The following is a 19555-nucleotide window of genomic DNA, read 5'->3' as shown; positions in this document are numbered from 1 at the left end:
TGTGGATTGTAAAAATTATGAAGAAAAAAGCGCGGGCACTGATTATTAATGGAGGAAATGTGAAGAGGGGATGTGTTTTTACATTGTTTTCAGGAAATAAAAAAGGCACCAGAGGTGCCTTTATGATTTTCATTAATCCTTGTGCTTTGTAAACCGTCTCCGGACAACCACAAAGAAAACAGGAACAAAGAAAATGGCCAACAGGGTGGCTGACAGCATCCCGCCCATCACGCCCGTCCCGACCGCATTTTGTGCCCCACTACCTGCACCGCTGCTGATGACCAGAGGCATAACACCAAGGATGAATGCCAGGGAAGTCATCAGGATAGGACGCAGACGCATACGCGAGGCTTCAAGCGTGGCTTCGATAATCCCTTTGCCTTCTTTATCCATGAGATCCTTGGCGAACTCAACGATCAGTATGGCGTTCTTGGCTGATAAACCAATTGTCGTAAGCAGACCAACCTGGAAGTAAACGTCATTGTTCAGCCCTCGCATTGATGCAGCCAGAAGCGCGCCGATCACCCCCAGCGGCACAACCAGCATGACCGAGAAGGGAATTGACCAACTTTCATAGAGGGCCGCCAGACACAGGAACACCACAATCAGTGAGATGGCGTACAGCGCCGGAGCCTGATTCCCGGAAAGTCGTTCCTGATAAGACATCCCCGTCCAGTCGTAGCCGATGCCGGAAGGCAGTTTTGACGCAAGGCTTTCCATCAACGCCATTGCCTCACCGGTACTTTTGCCAGGGGCAGACTCACCGAGGATCTCCATTGACGGCATCCCATTGTAACGTTCCAGACGCGGTGAACCGTACACCCAGTGAGAGCTGCTAAAGGCAGAGAAAGGCACCATTTCGCCGTTAGCGCTACGCACATACAGTCCGTTAATGTCTCCAGGTAGCATACGGAAGCGAGCATCAGCCTGCACATAAACTTTTTTCACCCGTCCGTGATCGATAAAGTCGTTCACATAGGTGCCACCCAGGGCTGTTGAAATCGTCTGATTGACGTCAGACACGCTCACACCCAGCGCCTGTGCCTTCTCCTGATCGACGTCCAGCTTGAACTGTGGCGTATCTTCCAGTCCGTTAGGACGCACGCGGACCAGTAAGTCAGGATGTTCTCTCACCATGCCCAGCAGCTGGTTACGCGCCTGGGTTAACTGCGTATGCCCCAGGTTTGCCTGGTCAATCAGTTCAAAGTCAAAGCCTGTTGCGGTACCCAGTTCAATAATGGCAGGCAGGTTAAACGGAAATACAAGACCGTCTTTGATCTGGCTGAACGCTTTCGTCGCGCGGCTGACAATCGCCTCAACGCCGTTTTCCTTGCCCGGGCGTTCTTCCCATGGCTTCAGGCTGACGAAAGCGATACCGGAGTTCTGCCCCTGTCCGCTAAAGCTAAAACCGTTTACGGTAAAGACCGATTCAACGTTCGCTTTCTCTTTCGTCAGGTAATAATCCTGAACCTGATCCAGTACCTGCTGGGTACGCATCTGCGTCGCCCCTGCCGGCAACTGAACCATCGTCATAAACACCCCCTGATCCTCTTCCGGCAGGAAGGAGGAAGGCAGGCGCAGGAACAGAACTGCCATGCCGCCGACGATGATGACGTAAACCAGCAGATAGCGGCCGGTTTTACGTAAAATGCCGCTCACGCTGTTGCTGTAATGCTCCACACTTTTATCAAAGAGCGCGTTAAACCAGCCGAAGAAACCACCTTTCTTTTCATGATGTTCGCTGGAAACCGGTTTGAGCAGCGTGGCACAAAGAGCAGGCGTTAATATCAACGCCACCAGTACCGACAAGGCCATCGCGGAGACAATGGTCAGCGAGAACTGACGATAGATAGCCCCGGTTGAACCACCAAAGAATGCCATCGGAATAAATACCGCCGAAAGCACCATGGCAATGCCCACCAGAGCGCCCTGGATTTGCTCCATCGACTTCTGCGTCGCCTCTTTTGGCGGCAGCTTGTCCTCAACCATGACGCGTTCTACGTTCTCGACCACCACGATGGCGTCATCGACGAGCAGACCTATCGCCAATACCATCCCGAACATCGTCAGGGTGTTAATGGAGAACCCGAACGCAGCCAGTACCGCAAAGGTGCCCAGTAACACCACGGGCACGGCGATCGTCGGAATAAGCGTTGCCCGCAGGTTTTGCAGGAACAAGTACATCACCAGGAACACGAGAACAATCGCTTCAAACAGTGTCTTCACCACTTCATGGATTGAGATCTTCACGAAAGGTGTAGTGTCGTACGGATACACGACTTTCAGGCCTTGAGGGAAGAAGGGCTGCAACTGCGCCAGTTTACTCTTGATGGCGGCAGCGGTATCCAGCGCGTTTGCGCCAGTCGCCAGCTTGATCCCCAGCCCCGTTGCTGCCTGGCCATTGATTTTGGTGACCATATTGTAGTTTTCGCCACCCAGCTCAATGCGGGCCACATCTTTCAGGTGGACCATTGAACCGTCCTGGTTCACCTTCAGCGTCACACGACCAAACTCCTCCGGCGATTTCAGACGCGTTTGAGCAATAATTGAGGCGTTCAGTTGCTGCCCAGGTACGGACGGTGTTCCGCCCAACTGGCCCGCAGCAATCTGGTCGTTCTGCGTTTTTAGCTGGTTAATGATATCCAGCGGCGTGAGCTGATATTTGTTCATCGCGTTGCTGTCCAGCCAGATGCGCATTGCATACTGGGCACCGAACAACTGCACGTCACCGACGCCGGAAGTACGGCTGATCGCATCTTTTACGTTAGAAGCGACATAGTCGGAGATATCATCCTGCGTGAGGTTTTTATTGTCCGACACAAAGCCTGCAACCAGCAGGAAGCTGCTGCTGGATTTCTCCACGCCGATCCCCTGCTGCTGCACTTCTTGTGGCAGCAGCGGCATGGCGAGCTGAAGTTTGTTCTGAACCTGCACCTGCGCAATATCAGGATCCGTACCCGACTCGAACGTCAGGGTGATGGTGACGTTACCAGCGGAATCACTGGTGGACGACATGTACATCAAATTATCGATACCGTTCATGTTCTGTTCGATAACCTGAGTGACGGTGTCCTGTACCGTCTGGGCATCAGCGCCCGGGTAGGTTGCTGTCACCGCAACCGCCGGCGGCGCAATGGTCGGATATTGCGCGACCGGTAGTTTTAAAATGGCCAGCCCGCCCGCAATCATCAGAATGATGGCGAGTACCCAGGCGAAAACAGGCCGTTGAATAAAGAAATTAGCCATGTCGTTATTCCTTAACTGGCTGGAGTCGCTGCGGTATCAGGAATAGCCACGACGGTGACGCCAGGGCGAACTTTTTGCAGGCCGCTGATAATGACGCGGTCGCCGTTTTTGAGGCCTTCCGTGATCAGCCAGCGATCGCCAATCGCCTGCGGTGCAACGACAGTGCGTGATTCCACCTGGTTTTTCTCATTTACCACAAGCACGGTGGCATCTCCGCGTGGTGTACGGGTTACTCCCTGCTGGGGAACCAGTATGGCATCAGGTTGCGTACCTTCATCGATGCGCGCACGGACAAACATACCCGGTAACAGCATATGCTGTGGGTTAGGGAAGAGGGCGCGAAGGGTGATTGAGCCGGTACTTTCATCTACCGTGACATCAGAGAACTGGAGCGTTCCTTTCAGCGGATAAGGCTGGCCATTTTCCATCAGCAACTCGACGCTGCTGGTGTCTCCCTTTTGCAGGCTCGTCTGCTGCTTCAGGCGCATAAAATCGCTGCTGGATTGCGTCACATCGACATAAATGGGATCGAGTTGCTGAACCGTCGCCAGTGCAGTTGCCTGGCCATTAGTGACTACCCGCTCTCTCTCCACGCTGGTGCAGGCTGACGGCGGTTATACCGTTATTCCTGAGCTTGACAAAGAGATCATGCGCCAGTTGCAGGATGATAGCGTGATGCGCTCCATCGCAACGGTGAAGACCACCAAAACCAACGAATACCAGAAGCTGGTATCTGTGGGCGGTACTACCGTTAATCGCGGCACCGAAGGTGAACCACGTACCGAAACCAGCACGCCGAAGATGGAGCGCGTTGATATCAAACTCAACCCGATCTACGCCTACCCGAAAACCACTCAGGAGATTCTCGACTTCTCCGAGGTGGATATTCTGGGCTGGCTGTCTTCTGAAATTGCCGACACTTTCACCGCTACCGAAGAGAGTGACTTCGTAAACGGCGACGGTGATAAAAAATCCAAAGGCTTCCTGTCTTACCCTCGTGCGGCCACTGCCGATAAAACCCGTCCTTTCGGTACGCTGGAGAAGATGGAAACTGCTGACGTTTACTCTGACGTTTCCTCTGATGACCTGATCGACCTTCTGTATAAGCTGAAATCCAAATACCGCAAAAACGCCGTATGGGTGATGAACTCCAACACCGCCGCCAAACTGCAAAAGCTGAAAAACGGCAACGGGGATTACATCTGGCGCGATCGTCTGGTTGCCGGTTCTCCCGATACGCTGCTGGGCCGTCCTGTTCAGTATCTGGAAACCATGCCGGATGCGGAGGCGGGCAAAGCGTTCCTCGCGGTTGGCGACTTCAAGCGCGGCTATTTCATCGTAGATCACACCACTGGCGTGCGTACCCGTCCTGACAACATCACCGAACCGGGTTTCTATAAGGTGCATACCGATAAATACCTGGGCGGCGGCGTAGTGGACTCCAACGCCATCAAGGTGCTTGAGCTTTCCGGCTCCGGTTCCTGATTTGACGTTTAAGGGGCTTCGGCCCCTTTTTGCCCTCTGTGGAGTCCAGTAATGAAAACAATCGATTTTGAAATCCGTACCTCCGAAGTGAGCGCCAGCAACAAAAAGCTGGTGGGCTATGCCGTGCGCTGGAACAGTCTCTCAGAAATTATCTGGGACGAGTTCCGCGAGCAGTTTGCGCCGGGAGCGTTTAAAGACAGCCTGGCATCCGGTAGCGATGTGCGTGCGCTGTACGAGCATAACTATACCCAGCTGCTGGGCCGCACCAAATCCGGCACGCTGGTGCTGTCCGAAGACGATACCGGGCTGCGCTTCGAGCTGACCCCGCCGAATACCCAGCTTGGCAACGATGTGCTGGAGCTGGTGGAGCGCGGTGATATCTCTGGCATGAGCTTCGGTTTTCGTGCGCTGAAAGAGGCGTGGGATATTGCTCAGTCTCCATACCTGCGCACTGTTACCGCTGCCGAACTGCGGGAGATTACCGTTACCTCTATGCCTGCTTATCCTGAGTCTGGCGTGGAAATTGCGCACCGTTCGCTTTTCTCCCAACATCCTGAACTGCGCCGCGCTGGCGATAACCGTCGCCGCTGGGCTGAATTAGCGGGGCTTTGATATGTGGAATATCTGGCCGTTTGGCCGTAAGTCTGAACCCTCCGAACAGCGCAGTATGACCATTGATGAGTGGCTGGCGATGGCAGGGATTCCAAATACAGGATCAGGCGAGTATGTGTCTGCGGGTACTGCGGAATCTCTGCCGGCGGTCATGAACGCCGTATCAGTTATCAGTGAGGCGGTGGCAACAATGCCCTGCTATCTCTACCGCGTCCGTAATGATAATGGTCGTGAGGCGCGAGAATGGCTGAGTAATCACCCAGTGGATTTTCTCCTGAACGAGCAGCCGAACGACTGCCAGACGCCTTATCAGTTTAAACGCACGATGATGCGCCATTGTCTGCTGAATGGTAACGCCTATGCGGTGATCACGTGGGGCCGCGACGGCCAGCCGCAATCCCTGCACCCGTATGCGCCGGGGGCGGTTGTTCCTGAGCGTATCGGCCAGCATAAGTACAAATACACCGTTACAGAGCCGTTTACCGGGGCTGTGCGCACCTATCTACAGGAAGAGATTCTGCACCTGCGTTACTCCACCGATGATGGCTTTCTGGGGCGTTCGCCTATCACCGTCTGCCGTGAGGCGCTGGGGTTAGGTCTGGCACAGCAGCGCCACGGTGCCAGCATTATGAAAGATGGCATGATGGCGGCTGGCGTGGTGGTCACTAAAGAGTGGCTCGATAGCGTGAAGGGCAAACAGGCGATGGATGCACTGGATCGCTACAAGGGCGCCAGAAATGCCGGTAAAACACCGATCCTTGAAGGTGGCATGGACTACAAGCAGCTTGGAATGAGCAATCAGGATGCCGAATGGCTGGCCTCCCGTCGCTTCACCATTGAAGACATTGCCCGCATGTTCAACGTGTCGCCCATCTTCTTGCAGGAATACAGCAACAGCACCTACAGCAATTTCAGCGAAGCGAGCCGCGCATTTCTCACTATGACAATGCGCCCGTGGCTGGCGAACTTCGAACAACAAATCAAATCTGCGCTGCTGGTGGCCTCTCCGGTTCCGGGAACCCGCTATCAGGTGGAGTTTGACTCTGCTGACCTTCTCCGTGCCACACCTACCGAGCGTTACGCCACTTATGAGCGAGGCATTAAGAACGGGATCATGAACCCGAACGAAGCCCGTGAGCGCGAGGGGATGCCGCCGCGTGAAGGTGGTGACGAATTCAGCCAGGCATGGAAGCAGGAAGTGAAGATCAGCAAAGACGGCAAGGAAGGTGACGCATGAGAGCCGGGGGGCTGAGAAGCCGCGTCACTATTCGGGTATTCACTACCCACAGGGAGCCGTCCGGTCAGGTTGTTCAGGTCTGGGAAGACGGGGAAACCATATGGGCTGAGGTTAAGGGGATCAGTGGCCGAGAGTTAATGGCGTCAGGTGGGGGAGGTTTTAAAGACAAACCCCTCTCAGCGAGGAACCACCCGCCCCCTCAAATTTTTACGCACGGTGATTTTTTTGAAAATAAAACGCGATGGAAACGAGAAATTTTTATGGCAAGACCACCAAAACCGCCAGCTTACCTTGATGAGTTAGCCGCGCAGCAGTGGAAAGCGAAAGCGAAGCAACTGGCCGAGCGTGGCGATCTGACACCCGCCGACTGGAACAACCTTGAGCTTTTTTGCGTCAACTATTCGATGTACCGCAAAGCTGTGGAAGACCTTGCCAGCCGTGGGTTCAGCATTGTTAACAGCCAGGGTGGCGAGAGCCGAAATCCGGCACTGAGTGCAAAGGCCGATGCTGAAAAAATCATGATTAAAATGTCGTCACTGCTGGGCTTTGATCCGGTAAGCCGTCGCCGTAACCCGGTGGAAACGGAAGAGGAAGACGAGCTTGACCGTCTGGAATGAGTACGCAAATGCGATAAAAACAGGAGAAACTCCGGCCTGTAAGCGTGTAAAACAGGCCGTTGAAAGGTACTTTTCAGACCTGAATGACCCCCGTTATGAGTTCGATACGGCGACTGTAGAGCGGTTTATTGCGTTCTCCCGGCTCTGTCCTCACGTCAAAGGCCCGCTTCGGGGCCAGCCAATTGATCTGGAACCGTGGCAGCAGTTCGCCTTTGCTAACCTGCTGGGCTTTAAAGTCAGAGAGACAGGCCGCCGTAAGTACAGCAGCGCCTTTATTGAGGTGCCGCGCAAGAACGCCAAATCCACGGTGGCCGCCATGCTGGCTAACTGGTTCCTGGTGATGGAGAAAGGACAGCAGGATATCTACACGGCGGCAGTGAGTCGCGATCAGGCCCGCATCGTGTTCGACGACGCCCGCCAGATGTGTTTGCTGTCAAAACCGCTGAAAAAGCGCGTCAGTATTCAGGCGCACAAGGTCATTTTCCCGAAGAGCAACAGCCTGTTAAAGCCGCTGGCGGCGAAAGCGGCCACCATTGAGGGGACTAACCCCAGCCTGGCGATTGTCGATGAATACCACCTTCACCCGGATAATGGCGTTTATTCCGCGCTTGAACTGGGGATGGGGGCGCGTCCGGAGGCGATCCTGTTCGCCATCACCACCGCCGGGAGTAACGTTGTCTCTGCCTGTAAGCAGCATTATGACTACTGCTGTCAGATTCTGGCCGGGGAAGAGAGCAACGATTCTCTGTTTGTCCTGATATACGAGCTGGACGACGAAAGCGAGGTTGAGCAGCCGGAAATGTGGATCAAGGCAAACCCTAACCTGCATGTGTCCGTTGACGCGGCGAAACTGGAATCCACCATCCAGAAAGCACGGGGCATACCGTCGCAGTGGGTGGAAATGCTCACCAAACGTTTCAACATCTGGTGCCAGGGCTCCACGCCGTGGATGGGCGCTGGCGCATGGGATGCCTGTGCGCTCGATTATACCGAAGCGGAGCTGGTCGGAATGGAATGTTATGCCGGGTTTGACCTGTCCTCAACCAGTGATATCACCAGTGTGAGCTACGCTTTCCCGTTCGACAGGGAGATCCGCCTGTTGACCCGTCACTATCTGCCGGAAGCCCAACTGCTTAACGTCGCCAACAAAAACCGCGCAATCTACCGCCAGTGGGTGAAAGCGGGCTGGATACGCACCACACCCGGCGACTGTATCGACTATGACCGCATCCGTGACGATATCCTGCGTGACGCTGAAACCTTCAATATCCGGCTGGTGGGCTTTGATACGTGGAACGCCACACACTTGCGCACTCAGTTGCAGGGGGCTGGCCTCGATGTGGAGCCGTTCCCGCAAACCTATCTGAAATTCAGCCCGGTAGCGAAATCCTTTGAGGTTTTTGTTAACCGCAAGGTGGTGCGCCATCGTGGCGATCCGGTTCTGGCCTGGGCGATTGGAAACGTGGTGATGGAGTCCGACGCCAATGCCAATATCAAGCCCAACAAAAAGAAATCCTCCAACAAGATAGACCCGGCGGTATCTGCGCTGATGGCGTTCGGCACCTTCCAGGCCGAGCATGAGGATTTTGCTTTCGATATGAGCGACAACCACAAACAACGGTTGGCGACATTTAACGGTATCTGACAGGGGGTAATATGCAACAGGTATTAACTACTATGAAAACCACGATAAAACTCAGCGGCTCAATGGCTCAGCGATTTGGCAGGACACATCGCCGCGCGTTAACGTCTGCCAATGAAGTATTCAGGGCGCTATCTAACACCATTGATGGATTTGATGCATACCTGCGCGAGGCTCGGGCAAAGGGCCTGGATTTTGTCATATTCCGCGACCGCCGGAATATTGGGCATGAAGAGTTTGAGACGCTTGGGCCAGGTGATGAACTGCGAATAATCCCGGTAATCCGTGGTAGTAAACGTGCAGGGCTGTTTCAGGCTGTTCTTGGCGCTGCATTAATTGCTGGAGGGATAGCTCTTGGCCCCGCTGGCGCGGCACTCATAGGAAAGGGCGCAGCATTAAATGTTGCCCTTGTTGGCGCATCAATGGCCGTTGGCGGTGTAGTGCAAATGCTTTCCCCTCAGGTCTCTGGTCTGCGAATGCGGCAGGAGCCTGATAACAAACCTTCCTATGCGTTTGGTGGCCCCGTTAATACGACAGCTTCCGGTAATCCCGTACCCCTGCTTTATGGGCAACGGGAAATTGGCGGCGCAATTATCTCTGCCGGGATTTATGCAGAAGATCAGCAATAGAGGCTCATATGAATAAAATTTTACTTATCGCTGCCCTGGAAGAGATTGCTAGTCGCGAGGGCCATGAACTTAACGGGCGGGATCATCTTATGGTGCGCCATCGCGGTGATCCGGTTCTGGCCTGGGCGATTGGCAACGTGGTGATGGAGTCTGACGCCAACGCCAACATCAAGCCCAACAAAAAGAAATCCTCAAACAAGATTGACCCGGCGGTATCTGCGCTAATGGCGTTCGGTACTTTCCAGGCTGAGCATGAGGATTTTGCTTTCGATATGAGCGACAGTCACAAATCTCGGCTTAGAAATTTTAATGGAATTTGATAGAGCACTTCTAGTTAATTAAATCCTATTAATCGGGCTTCGGGCTTAAGAGCTTACAACGTCAGAACAACTAATCTAGAACGAAACCCGGCTTTAGCCGGGTTGGTTTTATTTTGCAAATCTAAAGCTCTGTTTTAAATCATTCATCCATGAAGGGGGAATTATTTTGTCATGTTGCAAGCGCCCTACAACTATTCCTGGGTGAACTCCAATTTTTTTAGAAAATTGTCGTACATCATCTTTTCGACTTAATTTGATAAGTTCAGTGGTGTATTTTTCGGGTATCAACCACTCACCGGCCCAATTGTCAGCCTCTTTCTCTTTTGGATCATCGCTTTTAGCTGATAAGGGGTCATCAAGGAAAACATCTTTTTTTTCCTCTGCATTATTTGCATGAAGTAAAATATGCGCTGCTTCGTGGAAAAAGGTAAACCAGAAGCGATCATTTGTCTTTCCATAAAGCGACATTTGTATTATTGGTTTAGTAGGAGTTAACCAACGTGCAATACCACTAACATGTGCCTTAGGAATTGCGGGCACAAGTACCAATAATACGCCAGATTCGTCGAGAAGTTTCCTCATAATTGGTTCAAAAATTTCAGCTCTTTCAGTTGTCAATTTTCTGATTTCTGAAAGCGACTTTTCGAAGCGTGCTCTGTTATATTTTGGTATGTTATGATAATTTTCAGCTGCTATTTCGCCAAGTCGAAGCCATGCTGAAATAGCACCAATATCGCTCTGTTCTTGTCTAGAGCGGCGAAACGCAACTTGCATTCCTGAATAATAATTGTCCCATTCATTTGGAGTGGCAATACCAAAGAACTGCAGACAATCTTTAACTATAGATGGCTTATTTTTGTCATCTACACGCCTTTTGGGTATTGATGAGGTAGTCATTAGATCTTTAACCGGAAGGCATGAGAGCCAATCCACCCACTCAATGCATTTCTTTTCCTCTTCAAGACGTGCAAGATGCTCCCTGAATTTTGCTTCTCGTGAAAGCCAAAATCCAATAGTGCTACCTAAGACGGTAGCAAGCTTCCTCGCAACGTCATCCGTCAAGGGGACCTTGCCGTTAACCAAATGGCTTAAGTGTTTTTCAGACATCCCAAGGCGCTCAGCTAGTTCTTGCTGGTTCCAGCCTTTTTCTTCAATTATGTCTGTAATTGTATCGCCAGGAGGAGAAACCCAGTCTGGCGCAAATTTTGCACTCAGATTAGTCATGGTAATCACCGATAAATTCAATGCTAATGATAGTCACCTTTGCCCAGTCTATCCCACCATCAGGAAGCGTTGGACAAGGTTCATGATTTGGAGAGAAGGTTATGCGATAGCCACCGCTTAAATCTAAAGCGAACTCCCCAGCCCTATCTCCGATAAGAGGATGGGGGTGGCCTGCAACGAGTTCGCTAACATCAGCCGCAGCTTCCAATTCACTCAACCGCGTAGATAGCTTTTTCGCGCAGTCGGCACCTAACTTTTTAGTAGCTTTAGCTCTGTTTTCACAAAGCTCTTTAATTTTTTTATTACTGAAGCCGATTTCCAATCTAACCTCACTCTAGCATTAATTTACCAATTAGGTAAATAAAAACTACTAATCTATAGTCTGATAACTCTCATAGGCACAACCTATCAAAAATCAAATAGGATGATTATCTTTTTATAATCAAAGGATAAATTAAATTTTCTAATCAGTGCCATGCAGTTAACATTTGATTGCACGGGAGATTATCGTAGCCTAGCTTGTTCTCTTCGCCCATCCTGATAGATGATCAGTAAAAATGCACGTTGGAGCGCAATGGGGAACACTTGGTCAATGAAGACTGGGATGGGAGAACAGAGGAATTTGTTACCTTGTTAAAGCTTACTACTGCTGGAGTAAAGGTGGTCTTGCATAAAGTACTTGACTGTGGCGTCCACCGGGTATTTACATTTTCTAATACAATGCGATCGTGGACATTTGTATTCTCTCATCCAGCTTCAACATGACTTGCCTTAGTATTTGCTTTTTTGTTTCTGCCATAGCCCTCTTTGATCGCTGCTTTGTTCAGGTATGTTTAATGATGTTCGTGATTAGGTGCAGTCAGTGGTGCAGTCAATTTAATAAAAAAGGCGCTTCCCTATGCTGAGTAGCGCCTTTTTAAACAAACACTTAACTGATTAGTATCAGTTCATGCCGTATTTTTTCAGTTTCTTACGCAGGGTACCACGGTTGATGCCCATCATCAGGGCAGCGCGGGTTTGATTACCACGGGTGTATTGCATCACCATGTCCAACAGTGGCTGTTCAACTTCAGCCAGTACCAGCTCATACAGGTCATTAACATCCTGACCGTTCAGTTGAGCAAAATAGTTCTTCAGTGCCTGTTTAACCGAGTCACGCAGGGGCTTTTGAGTCACCTGATCCTGAGAGTTAACGGTAGAAACGGTCAGTACGTCAGAATTTACGCGTTGTTCGAACATAGTTCTGTCAGCTCTTTATTTCATTACGCAAGATTTTCGAAGTATGCCTCCAACGCCTCCAGCTGTTCGCTGGCATCCTCAATGGCGTTGAATGTGCGCCGAAACTGGTCATTTGGAGCGTGCTCCTGGAGATACCAGGAGACGTGTTTACGCGCAATTCGGTACCCTTTTGCCTGGCCGTAGTGGTCATGCAATTCCCGAACATGCGAACAAAGCAAGCGCTTGACCTCTGCCAGAGGCAGCGGGGCAAGCAGCTCCCCAGTGTCCAGATAATGCTGGATTTCCCGAAAGATCCAGGGTCTTCCCTGAGCGGCACGTCCTATCATCAGAGCATCAGCTCCCGTATAGTCGAGCACAGCTCTGGCTTTAAGCGGGTCAGTAATGTCGCCATTCGCGATAATCGGAATGGAAACTTTCTGCTTAACTGCCCGAATGCTGTCGTATTCAGCTTCACCGTTGAACAAACAGGCGCGAGTGCGTCCATGAATGGTCAGGGCCTGAATGCCACAGTCTTCGGCCAGTTGGGCAATCTCTACGCAGTTACGGTGTTCCGGCGACCAACCCGTGCGAATCTTCAACGTAACAGGAACGTCCACTGCGCTGACAACCGCCGTCAGGATTGACTTCACCTGGTCGGGGTATTGCAGAGGGGCTGAACCTGCAAGCTTGCGATTCACCTTTTTGGCCGGGCAACCCATATTGATATCAATAATCTGGGCGCCACTTTCCACGTTAATACGCGCGGCATCTGCCATCTCTTCAGGCACGCTTCCGGCAATTTGCACGGTGCGGATACCTGGTTCATCCACGTGCACCATCCGAAGGCGGGACTTATCGCTTTCCCAAACCTGCGGGTTAGACGACATCATCTCGGAAACGGTTAATCCTGCTCCCATCTCGTAGCACAGCGTCCTGAACGGCCGGTCGGTAATACCTGCCATTGGGGCTGCGATCAGGCGATTTCTGAGCTGGTGGTGTCCGATGCGCATGAGTTAAGAAATGACCATACTGTGACTGCAAGGCGGCGTATATTACGCATTTTTTGCACGAGATGAAAGGCCAAACTTTGAACAATCCTCTGTTGTAGATCAAGGAATCGCCAGTCATTCTTTTCGGATAAGATTATTCGCTATTTAAATCATTGTGTTATGAATAAATGAACATTTTGTGGGCGCTTACAATTTCCCGTAACTTCTCATCATTTCTGAATAAATGGATCAATTGTCCGGGATAATCTGCTGCTATAAGCAGCAGATTATGACGCTTCTTTGCGATCTGCGTCGCATTTCAGCACAGGATATCAACGTACAAAATCGACTTATTCAACAACCAGACGGCCATGAAGCGGTTGAACCGGGCGGCTGTTTTCATGGTGCATGGTGTTAGTGAATTTTTGCAGCTGTTCAGCAGAGACGGTCAGCGGGTGCTTGAGCACCAGCCATGTCACCCCTTCTGAACACGGTGGCGTGGTCAGAGAGCCGCTAAAACGCCAGTAGGTTTTATCCGTGGGCAGTAATTTATTCATATCGAGGGTTGGCTTAATCGTTACGTTCTGGTCAACCTGTCCAGGCATCACGCCCCAGAGTTTATCCAGTTCAGTGTTTGCCGCGCCCTGATCGAACATAACGGCAACGACCGTCAGTTCGCCGTCAGCGTTTTTATGGACCAGATGCATTTCCATTGCGTATTTTTTACCGTGCACCGTGTTTTCGGATGGCGCATGGAAATGGAACTGCTGTAACGTCCAGCGCTGTTTATCAAGCGTGATGCTGTCGCGTGTATCGGCATTTTCACTTGCCTGGATAGTATGGCCGTTGTTTGTCAGAATGACCGGGCCGTCGATATAGTGCGTTTCCAGCGGAGAGATGTGGGCTTTGACCGTGTTATCTATGTTGACCGGCGACTGATACATTCCGCTTTTACACGTCTTGTACGCCTCGTCCAGTTCGCCCCAGTGTTCCGGTGAGCCTTCTCCCTGATAACTCCAGTGTGATGCGTAAGCCGTAGCCGAAATCATGCTCAGCGCCAGCAGCGCTGCCTTGCCTGAAATGTGTTTCATCATATTCTTCCTGTGAATTTTATTATCCAAATCAACAATTAACATTATGATTTGTGCGGTTATTTTATCGAAGAAAGGAAGAAGGCGGGAGAAAAAACCGAAGGGAAAAGGCGTGGTCAGACGACCACGCCAAACGCTTATTTTTTACGGCCGGTGATGCGACACCACTCTTCTTTTTCGACCACCGGGTCGAGCGCGAAGAGATCGGCGTAGGCTTCACAGACGCTGTCTGCCTGGCTGGCAAGGATACCGGACAGGCCCAGCAGACCGCCTTCAACCGGCAGCACGCTGATTAACGGCGCCAGCTCGCGTAACGGGCCAGCCAGGATATTCGCGACCACAACATCGGCTTTCATCGCCTCTGGCTGTGCATCGGGCAAATACAGTTCAAGGCGATCGGAAACGCCATTACGCTCGGCGTTATCACGGCTGGCCTGAATCGCCTGCGGATCGATGTCGATCCCGATGGCTTTTGCCGCGCCCAGTTTCAGCGCCGCGATAGCAAGGATCCCGGATCCGCAACCGAAGTCGATCACGGTTTTGCCTTCCAGATCCAGGCCATCCAGCCATTGCAGGCACAGGGAGGTTGTCGGGTGGGTGCCGGTGCCGAACGCCAGACCCGGATCCAGCATCACGTTGACGGCGTTTTTATCGGGAACTTCACGCCAGCTTGGGCAGATCCACAGACGCGGACCAAACTGCATCGGATGGAAGTTGTCCATCCACTCGCGTTCCCAGTCTTTGTCTTCCAGCTGTTCAATTTTATGCGCGAAACCCACGCCCAGCAGCGGATGGTTTTCCAGAATCGCCACGACCTCTTTCATGTCGGTTTCTGCATCGAACAGGCCGATAACGTCCGTATCACCCCACAGGCGCGTTTCGCCCGGCAGCGGCTCAAAGACCGGCGTGTCATGCGTGTCCTGGAAGGTGATAGAGACCGAACCGGCCTCCATCAGCGCATCACTCAGTTCTTCGGCGTTCGCGCCGGTTGTGTTCAGTTTTAATTGGATCCACGGCATGGCAAAACTCTTTATTTGTCAGTAGAAATCAGGACAGTTTGTGGCACCGGTCGACCAAAACGGTTTCCCACCACAAACGCCAGTAAACTTACCAGTAACGAAGGCACGATCGGATGGAAGCCCAGATACTGAATTTTAAACGTGGCGAGAACGGCATACAGGACGCCCCCGACAATCATGCCGCTTAATGCACCCGCGGCATTCGCGCGTTCCCAGTAGAGCCCCAGCACCAGCGGCCACAGGAAAACGGCCTCCAGCCCACCAAAGGCGAGCAGGTTCAACCAGATGATCATCTCCGGTGGACGCCACGCGGCCAGCAGCAGCAACGCCCCCAGCACCAGGGTAATCACCGCCGACATGCGCTTGAGGCGTCGCTCATTTTCGACCTGTTCAGGGCGCAAATTCAGATAGAGATCTTTAATGATCGTAGCGGAACTTTGCAGCAACTGAGCGTTGATGGTCGACATAATGGCCGCCATGGGTGCGGCGAGGAAAATCCCGGCGGCAAACGGCGGAAGCACTTTCACCATCAGGGTTGGAATGACCAGATCCGGTACGGTAAGGTCAGGGATCACCGCGCGTCCCAGCGCACCCGCCAGGTGCATACCGAACATCAGGATCGCCACCACAATTGTCCCGATAATGATCCCGCGGTGCACCGCTTTGCTGTCTTTATATGAGATGCAGCGCACGGCGGTATGCGGCAGGCCAATCACGCCAAAGCACACCAGTACCCAGAACGAGGTCATAAAGGTTGGAGAGAGGATGTCATCCGCCCCCTGCGGCGAGACCAGTTTCGGATCGATCGCTTCCAGGGTTTCAACCGCATGGCTCAGGCCCCCTGCGGCATGCACGATACCCACCAGCAGAACGAGGGTGCCAATGAGCATCACCATCCCCTGCATCGTGTCGTTGAGTACGCTGGCGCGGAACCCGCCAAACGCGGTATACAGCGCGATACTCACACCGAAAATGACCAGGCCCGTCTCATAGGGGATCCCGGCAGCCGTCTCCAGCAGTCGCGCCCCGCCGATAAACTGCACCGTCATTGCGCCAATAAACGCCACCAGCAGACTCAGGCTTGCCAGCCATACCAGCAAGCGACTCTGATAGCGGGCAAACAGCATATCGTTCAGCGTTACGGCATTGTAGCGACGGGCCAGAATGGCAAACTTTTTACCCAGTATGCCCAGAGAGAGCCAGATGGCAGGCAGCTGGATCATGGCCAGCAGTACCCAGCCCAGCCCGTACTTATAAGCGGCGCCGGGGCCACCGATAAACGAGCTGGCGCTGATGTACGTGGCGGTCAGCGTCATGGCCAGCACGACGCCACCCATAGAGCGGCTCCCGAGGAAATACTCGTTCAGAAAGGTGCCGGTCGAACGTTTACGCATCGCATAAACCGACAGGCCAAACACCAGGAACAGGTAAGCGATAAGGGGCAGAATGACTTCAAGCTGCATCATCGTCCTCCAGTGATATATCGCGATAGATGAATTTCACCATCGCCCAGCACAGCAGGATAAACACCAGCGGCAGCAGCAGGCAGGCCATTTCAAACCAGTGCGGGAGGCCGGTAATGCCAATCGCCGAATCAGGTAAGTAAGCAGTTACTAACCACGCGGCGAGATAGAGAAGGGTCAGCCACAGCGCCCAGCGCGCTTCTTTATGGGCCTGAACAAAACGTTTGTCCATTTTTTGTCCCTTGTGGATGAAGAAAGCGGGGATTGTACATGATGGGGCTTAGCGATCCCCAGAAATAAAAAAGGCCGGATAATCCGGCCTTTTAGCAACACTGGTCTCTTACTTCTCGTTCAGACCGAGTTTTTTCTCCAGGTAGTGGATGTTAGTCCCACCATTCTGGAAGTGCTCGTCGCTCATAATGCGCATCTGGAGATCAACGTTGGTTTTGATCCCGTCGATGATCAGCTCCTGAAGGGCGTTCTTCATGCGGGCAATGGCCACGTCACGGTTTTCGCCGTAGCAGATCAGCTTACCAATCATTGAGTCATAGTACGGCGGTACGGTGTAACCGGCGTAGATATGGGACTCCCAGCGCACACCAAAGCCACCCGGCGCGTGGAAACGCGTGATTTTACCCGGGCTTGGCAGGAAGGTATTCGGGTCTTCGGCGTTGATACGGCACTCTACCGCATGGCCTTTAACCACAACTTCTTCCTGTTTGATGGACAGCGGCTGACCGGCTGCGATACGCAGCTGTTCTTTGATCAGGTCAACGCCGGTGATCATTTCGGTAACCGGGTGTTCAACCTGAATACGGGTGTTCATCTCAATGAAGTAGAACTCGCCGTTTTCGAACAGGAACTCAAAGGTACCCGCCCCGCGATAGCCGATATCGACACACGCTTTGGCGCAACGCTCACCGATGTAGCGACGCAGTTCAGGCGTAATGCCCGGCGCTGGCGCTTCTTCGACCACTTTCTGGTGACGACGCTGCATGGAGCAGTCACGTTCTGCCAGATAGATCGCGTTGCCCTGACCGTCAGCCAGCACCTGAATTTCGATGTGGCGTGGGTTTTCCAGGTATTTTTCCATGTACACCATGTCATTACTGAAAGCCGCTTTCGCTTCCGCTTTGGTCATGGAGATGGACTGCGCCAGTTCAGCATCGCTGCGTACAACGCGCATACCGCGACCGCCGCCGCCGCCGGACGCTTTGATGATCACCGGGTAACCAATGCGTTTAGCATGGGCGCGGTTAGCATCCATATCGTCGGTCAGCGGGCCGTCAGAGCCCGGTACGGTTGGCACGCCGGCTTTTTTCATCGCGGTGATGGCAGACACTTTGTCACCCATCAGGCGAATGGTGTCGGCTTTCGGGCCAATGAAGATAAAGCCAGAGCGTTCAACCTGCTCAGCAAAGTTGGCGTTCTCAGAGAGGAAACCATAACCCGGGTGAATCGCGACCGCGCCAGTGATTTCGGCGGCGCTGATGATCGCCGGGATGTTCAGATAGCTTTTTACGGACGGAGCCGGACCGATACAGACCGTCTCATCCGCCAGCAATACGTGTTTTAAATCGCGATCCGCGCTTGAGTGCACGGCCACGGTCTTGATGCCCAGTTCTTTACAGGCACGAAGAATACGCAGTGCAATCTCGCCACGGTTGGCGATAACAATTTTATCCAGCATGTTCGCCTCGTTACTCGATGACGACCAGCGGCTCGTCAAATTCTACCGGCTGACCACTTTCGACCAGGATCGCTTTCACAGTACCTGATTTGTCTGCTTCGATCTGGTTCATCATTTTCATGGCTTCAACGATGCACAGGGTATCGCCTACGTTGACTTTCTGACCCACTTCGATGAACGCCTTCGCGTCCGGGCTCGGGGTGCGGTAGAAAGTACCAACCATTGGGGAACGTACGATGTGACCACTGATTTCTGTTGCAGCCGCAGGTGCCGCTTCTGCTGCCACTGGTGCAACGGCTGCGGAGAGCGCAGGCTGCTGCACTGGCGCAGCGTAAGCTTGCTGCATTACCGGGAAGCTAGCGGCCGGGGCTGCACGGCTGATGCGTACAGACTCTTCGCCTTCAGAAATTTCCAGTTCGGAGATGCCTGATTCTTCAACCAGCTCGATCAGTTTTTTAATCTTACGAATATCCATGAGTGGGTTCCGTACTCTTGTTTAGTGTGATTGTGACAAGCGTTTTACCGCTGTCTGTAAAGCGTATGAATAGCCGTCTGCACCCAGCCCACAAATCACGCCAGCGGCGATATCTGACAGGTAGGAATGGTGGCGGAACGGCTCTCGGGCGTGCACGTTACTCAGGTGGATCTCGATAAACGGGATACTCACCGCGAGCAGTGCGTCGCGTATAGCAACACTGGTGTGCGTAAACGCGGCCGGATTGATCAGGATATAGTCCACAGTGTCTTTAGCCTGATGAATACGGTCGATGATTGCGTACTCCGCGTTTGACTGAAAATGGTCCAAATCCACATTCAGCGAGGCTGCTTCCGTACTCAGACGGTTAACAATTTCGCTCAATGTCAGCGTGCCGTACTTCTCTGGCTCACGGGTGCCGAGCATGTTCAGGTTCGGACCGTTCAATACTAAAATTTGGAATTTGTCAGCCATTGTGCCGCTATCTCCTGCGATTTTCGGGTAAAAAACAACATATACCCTCAAAGCGCAATTGTCACCCTTTCAGAGGCCTAAAACCCCTGTCCGGAAAACCGAAGTCGCACATTATAACGATTTC

17 protein-coding genes and 4 pseudogenes are annotated in these 19555 nt (G+C 52.5%); 8 read left to right on the top strand and 13 right to left on the bottom strand.

The window, feature by feature from the left end; genetic code table 11:
* Nucleotides 1-132 precede the first annotated feature (132 nt).
* Both ACQG0T_RS20940 and ACQG0T_RS20935 read right to left on the bottom strand, forming a co-directional pair.
* Entirely contained in the window at nt 133-3246 is a 3114-nt protein-coding gene (locus tag ACQG0T_RS20940; protein ID WP_017693888.1) for an efflux RND transporter permease subunit, read from the bottom strand.
* 11 nt (nt 3247-3257) lie between these two features.
* Nucleotides 3258-3824 (bottom strand): annotated as a pseudogene (locus ACQG0T_RS20935) (efflux RND transporter periplasmic adaptor subunit); the annotation flags it as partial.
* On the opposite strand from ACQG0T_RS20935, the pseudogene ACQG0T_RS20930 reads away from it, so the two are divergent.
* The 8 genes and pseudogenes from ACQG0T_RS20930 to ACQG0T_RS20895 all read left to right on the top strand — a co-directional run.
* Nucleotides 3823-4731, top strand: a pseudogene (locus tag ACQG0T_RS20930) (phage major capsid protein); the annotation flags it as partial. The pseudogenes ACQG0T_RS20935 and ACQG0T_RS20930 overlap by 2 nt on opposite strands.
* Nucleotides 4732-4782: 51 nt before the next feature.
* Entirely contained in the window at nt 4783-5343 is a 561-nt protein-coding gene (locus ACQG0T_RS20925) for an HK97 family phage prohead protease (RefSeq protein ID WP_019077813.1), read from the top strand.
* Between the two features lies 1 nt (nt 5344).
* Nucleotides 5345-6580, top strand: coding sequence for a phage portal protein (locus ACQG0T_RS20920; RefSeq protein ID WP_271040474.1), 1236 nt, complete (start codon nt 5345-5347; stop codon nt 6578-6580).
* Nucleotides 6577-6729 (top strand): annotated as a pseudogene (locus ACQG0T_RS20915) (phage head closure protein); the annotation flags it as partial. The gene ACQG0T_RS20920 and the pseudogene ACQG0T_RS20915, both read left to right, overlap by 4 nt.
* 111 nt (nt 6730-6840) lie before the next feature.
* Complete coding sequence (locus tag ACQG0T_RS20910; protein WP_000113647.1) at nt 6841-7197, top strand: phage terminase small subunit P27 family; 357 nt, start codon at nt 6841-6843, stop codon at nt 7195-7197.
* On the top strand, nt 7181-8842 hold the full coding sequence (locus tag ACQG0T_RS20905) for a terminase large subunit (RefSeq protein ID WP_271040473.1): 1662 nt from the start codon (nt 7181-7183) through the stop codon (nt 8840-8842). Before ACQG0T_RS20910 ends, ACQG0T_RS20905 begins: the two co-directional genes overlap by 17 nt.
* Before the next feature lie 11 nt (nt 8843-8853).
* Nucleotides 8854-9468, top strand: coding sequence for a tail assembly protein (locus tag ACQG0T_RS20900; RefSeq protein ID WP_039273152.1), 615 nt, complete (start codon nt 8854-8856; stop codon nt 9466-9468).
* 89 nt (nt 9469-9557) lie between these two features.
* Nucleotides 9558-9788, top strand: a pseudogene (locus tag ACQG0T_RS20895) (terminase TerL endonuclease subunit); the annotation flags it as partial.
* A gap of 108 nt (nt 9789-9896) precedes the next feature.
* Here ACQG0T_RS20895 and ACQG0T_RS20890 read toward each other — a convergent pair.
* The 11 genes from ACQG0T_RS20890 to aroQ form a co-directional block, all read right to left on the bottom strand.
* The gene (locus tag ACQG0T_RS20890; protein ID WP_271040472.1) at nt 9897-11012 is read right to left on the bottom strand and encodes a helix-turn-helix domain-containing protein; all 1116 of its coding nucleotides are present in this window, start codon (nt 11010-11012) and stop codon (nt 9897-9899) included.
* On the bottom strand, nt 11005-11334 hold the full coding sequence (locus ACQG0T_RS20885; protein ID WP_063613760.1) for a type II toxin-antitoxin system RelE/ParE family toxin: 330 nt from the start codon (nt 11332-11334) through the stop codon (nt 11005-11007). Before ACQG0T_RS20885 ends, ACQG0T_RS20890 begins: the two co-directional genes overlap by 8 nt.
* A gap of 620 nt (nt 11335-11954) precedes the next feature.
* Complete coding sequence (fis, locus tag ACQG0T_RS20880) at nt 11955-12251, bottom strand: DNA-binding transcriptional regulator Fis (RefSeq protein WP_000462905.1); 297 nt, start codon at nt 12249-12251, stop codon at nt 11955-11957.
* A gap of 23 nt (nt 12252-12274) precedes the next feature.
* The gene (gene dusB / locus ACQG0T_RS20875) at nt 12275-13240 is read right to left on the bottom strand and encodes a tRNA dihydrouridine synthase DusB (protein WP_426723868.1); all 966 of its coding nucleotides are present in this window, start codon (nt 13238-13240) and stop codon (nt 12275-12277) included.
* 329 nt (nt 13241-13569) lie between these two features.
* Complete coding sequence (locus ACQG0T_RS20870) at nt 13570-14310, bottom strand: carbonic anhydrase (protein ID WP_040118165.1); 741 nt, start codon at nt 14308-14310, stop codon at nt 13570-13572.
* A gap of 137 nt (nt 14311-14447) precedes the next feature.
* Nucleotides 14448-15329, bottom strand: coding sequence for a 50S ribosomal protein L11 methyltransferase (gene prmA, locus ACQG0T_RS20865; protein ID WP_047732326.1), 882 nt, complete (start codon nt 15327-15329; stop codon nt 14448-14450).
* Nucleotides 15330-15340: 11 nt separating this feature from the next.
* Nucleotides 15341-16792 carry a sodium/pantothenate symporter gene (gene panF / locus ACQG0T_RS20860; protein ID WP_032104509.1) on the bottom strand — a complete coding sequence of 484 codons (1452 nt, stop codon included), beginning with the start codon at nt 16790-16792 and terminating at the stop codon, nt 15341-15343.
* Nucleotides 16782-17024, bottom strand: coding sequence for a YhdT family protein (locus tag ACQG0T_RS20855; protein ID WP_003860385.1), 243 nt, complete (start codon nt 17022-17024; stop codon nt 16782-16784). The genes panF and ACQG0T_RS20855 overlap by 11 nt, the downstream gene beginning before the upstream one ends.
* A 108-nt stretch (nt 17025-17132) precedes the next feature.
* Entirely contained in the window at nt 17133-18482 is a 1350-nt protein-coding gene (gene accC, locus ACQG0T_RS20850; protein ID WP_003860388.1) for an acetyl-CoA carboxylase biotin carboxylase subunit, read from the bottom strand.
* A 10-nt stretch (nt 18483-18492) separates the two neighbouring features.
* Nucleotides 18493-18957 (bottom strand): acetyl-CoA carboxylase biotin carboxyl carrier protein, encoded by a 465-nt coding sequence (accB, locus tag ACQG0T_RS20845; protein WP_015572018.1) that lies wholly within the window; start codon nt 18955-18957, stop codon nt 18493-18495.
* Between the two features lie 21 nt (nt 18958-18978).
* Nucleotides 18979-19431, bottom strand: a complete 453-nt coding sequence (gene aroQ, locus ACQG0T_RS20840) for a type II 3-dehydroquinate dehydratase (protein WP_003860391.1) — start codon at nt 19429-19431, stop codon at nt 18979-18981.
* Nucleotides 19432-19555 lie beyond the last annotated feature (124 nt).

The sequence above is a fragment of the Enterobacter cloacae complex sp. 302F9 genome (genome assembly GCF_050030335.1).
Lineage (GTDB): Bacteria > Pseudomonadota > Gammaproteobacteria > Enterobacterales > Enterobacteriaceae > Enterobacter > Enterobacter hormaechei_C.
This window is presented reverse-complemented; position numbering and strand designations above follow the sequence as displayed.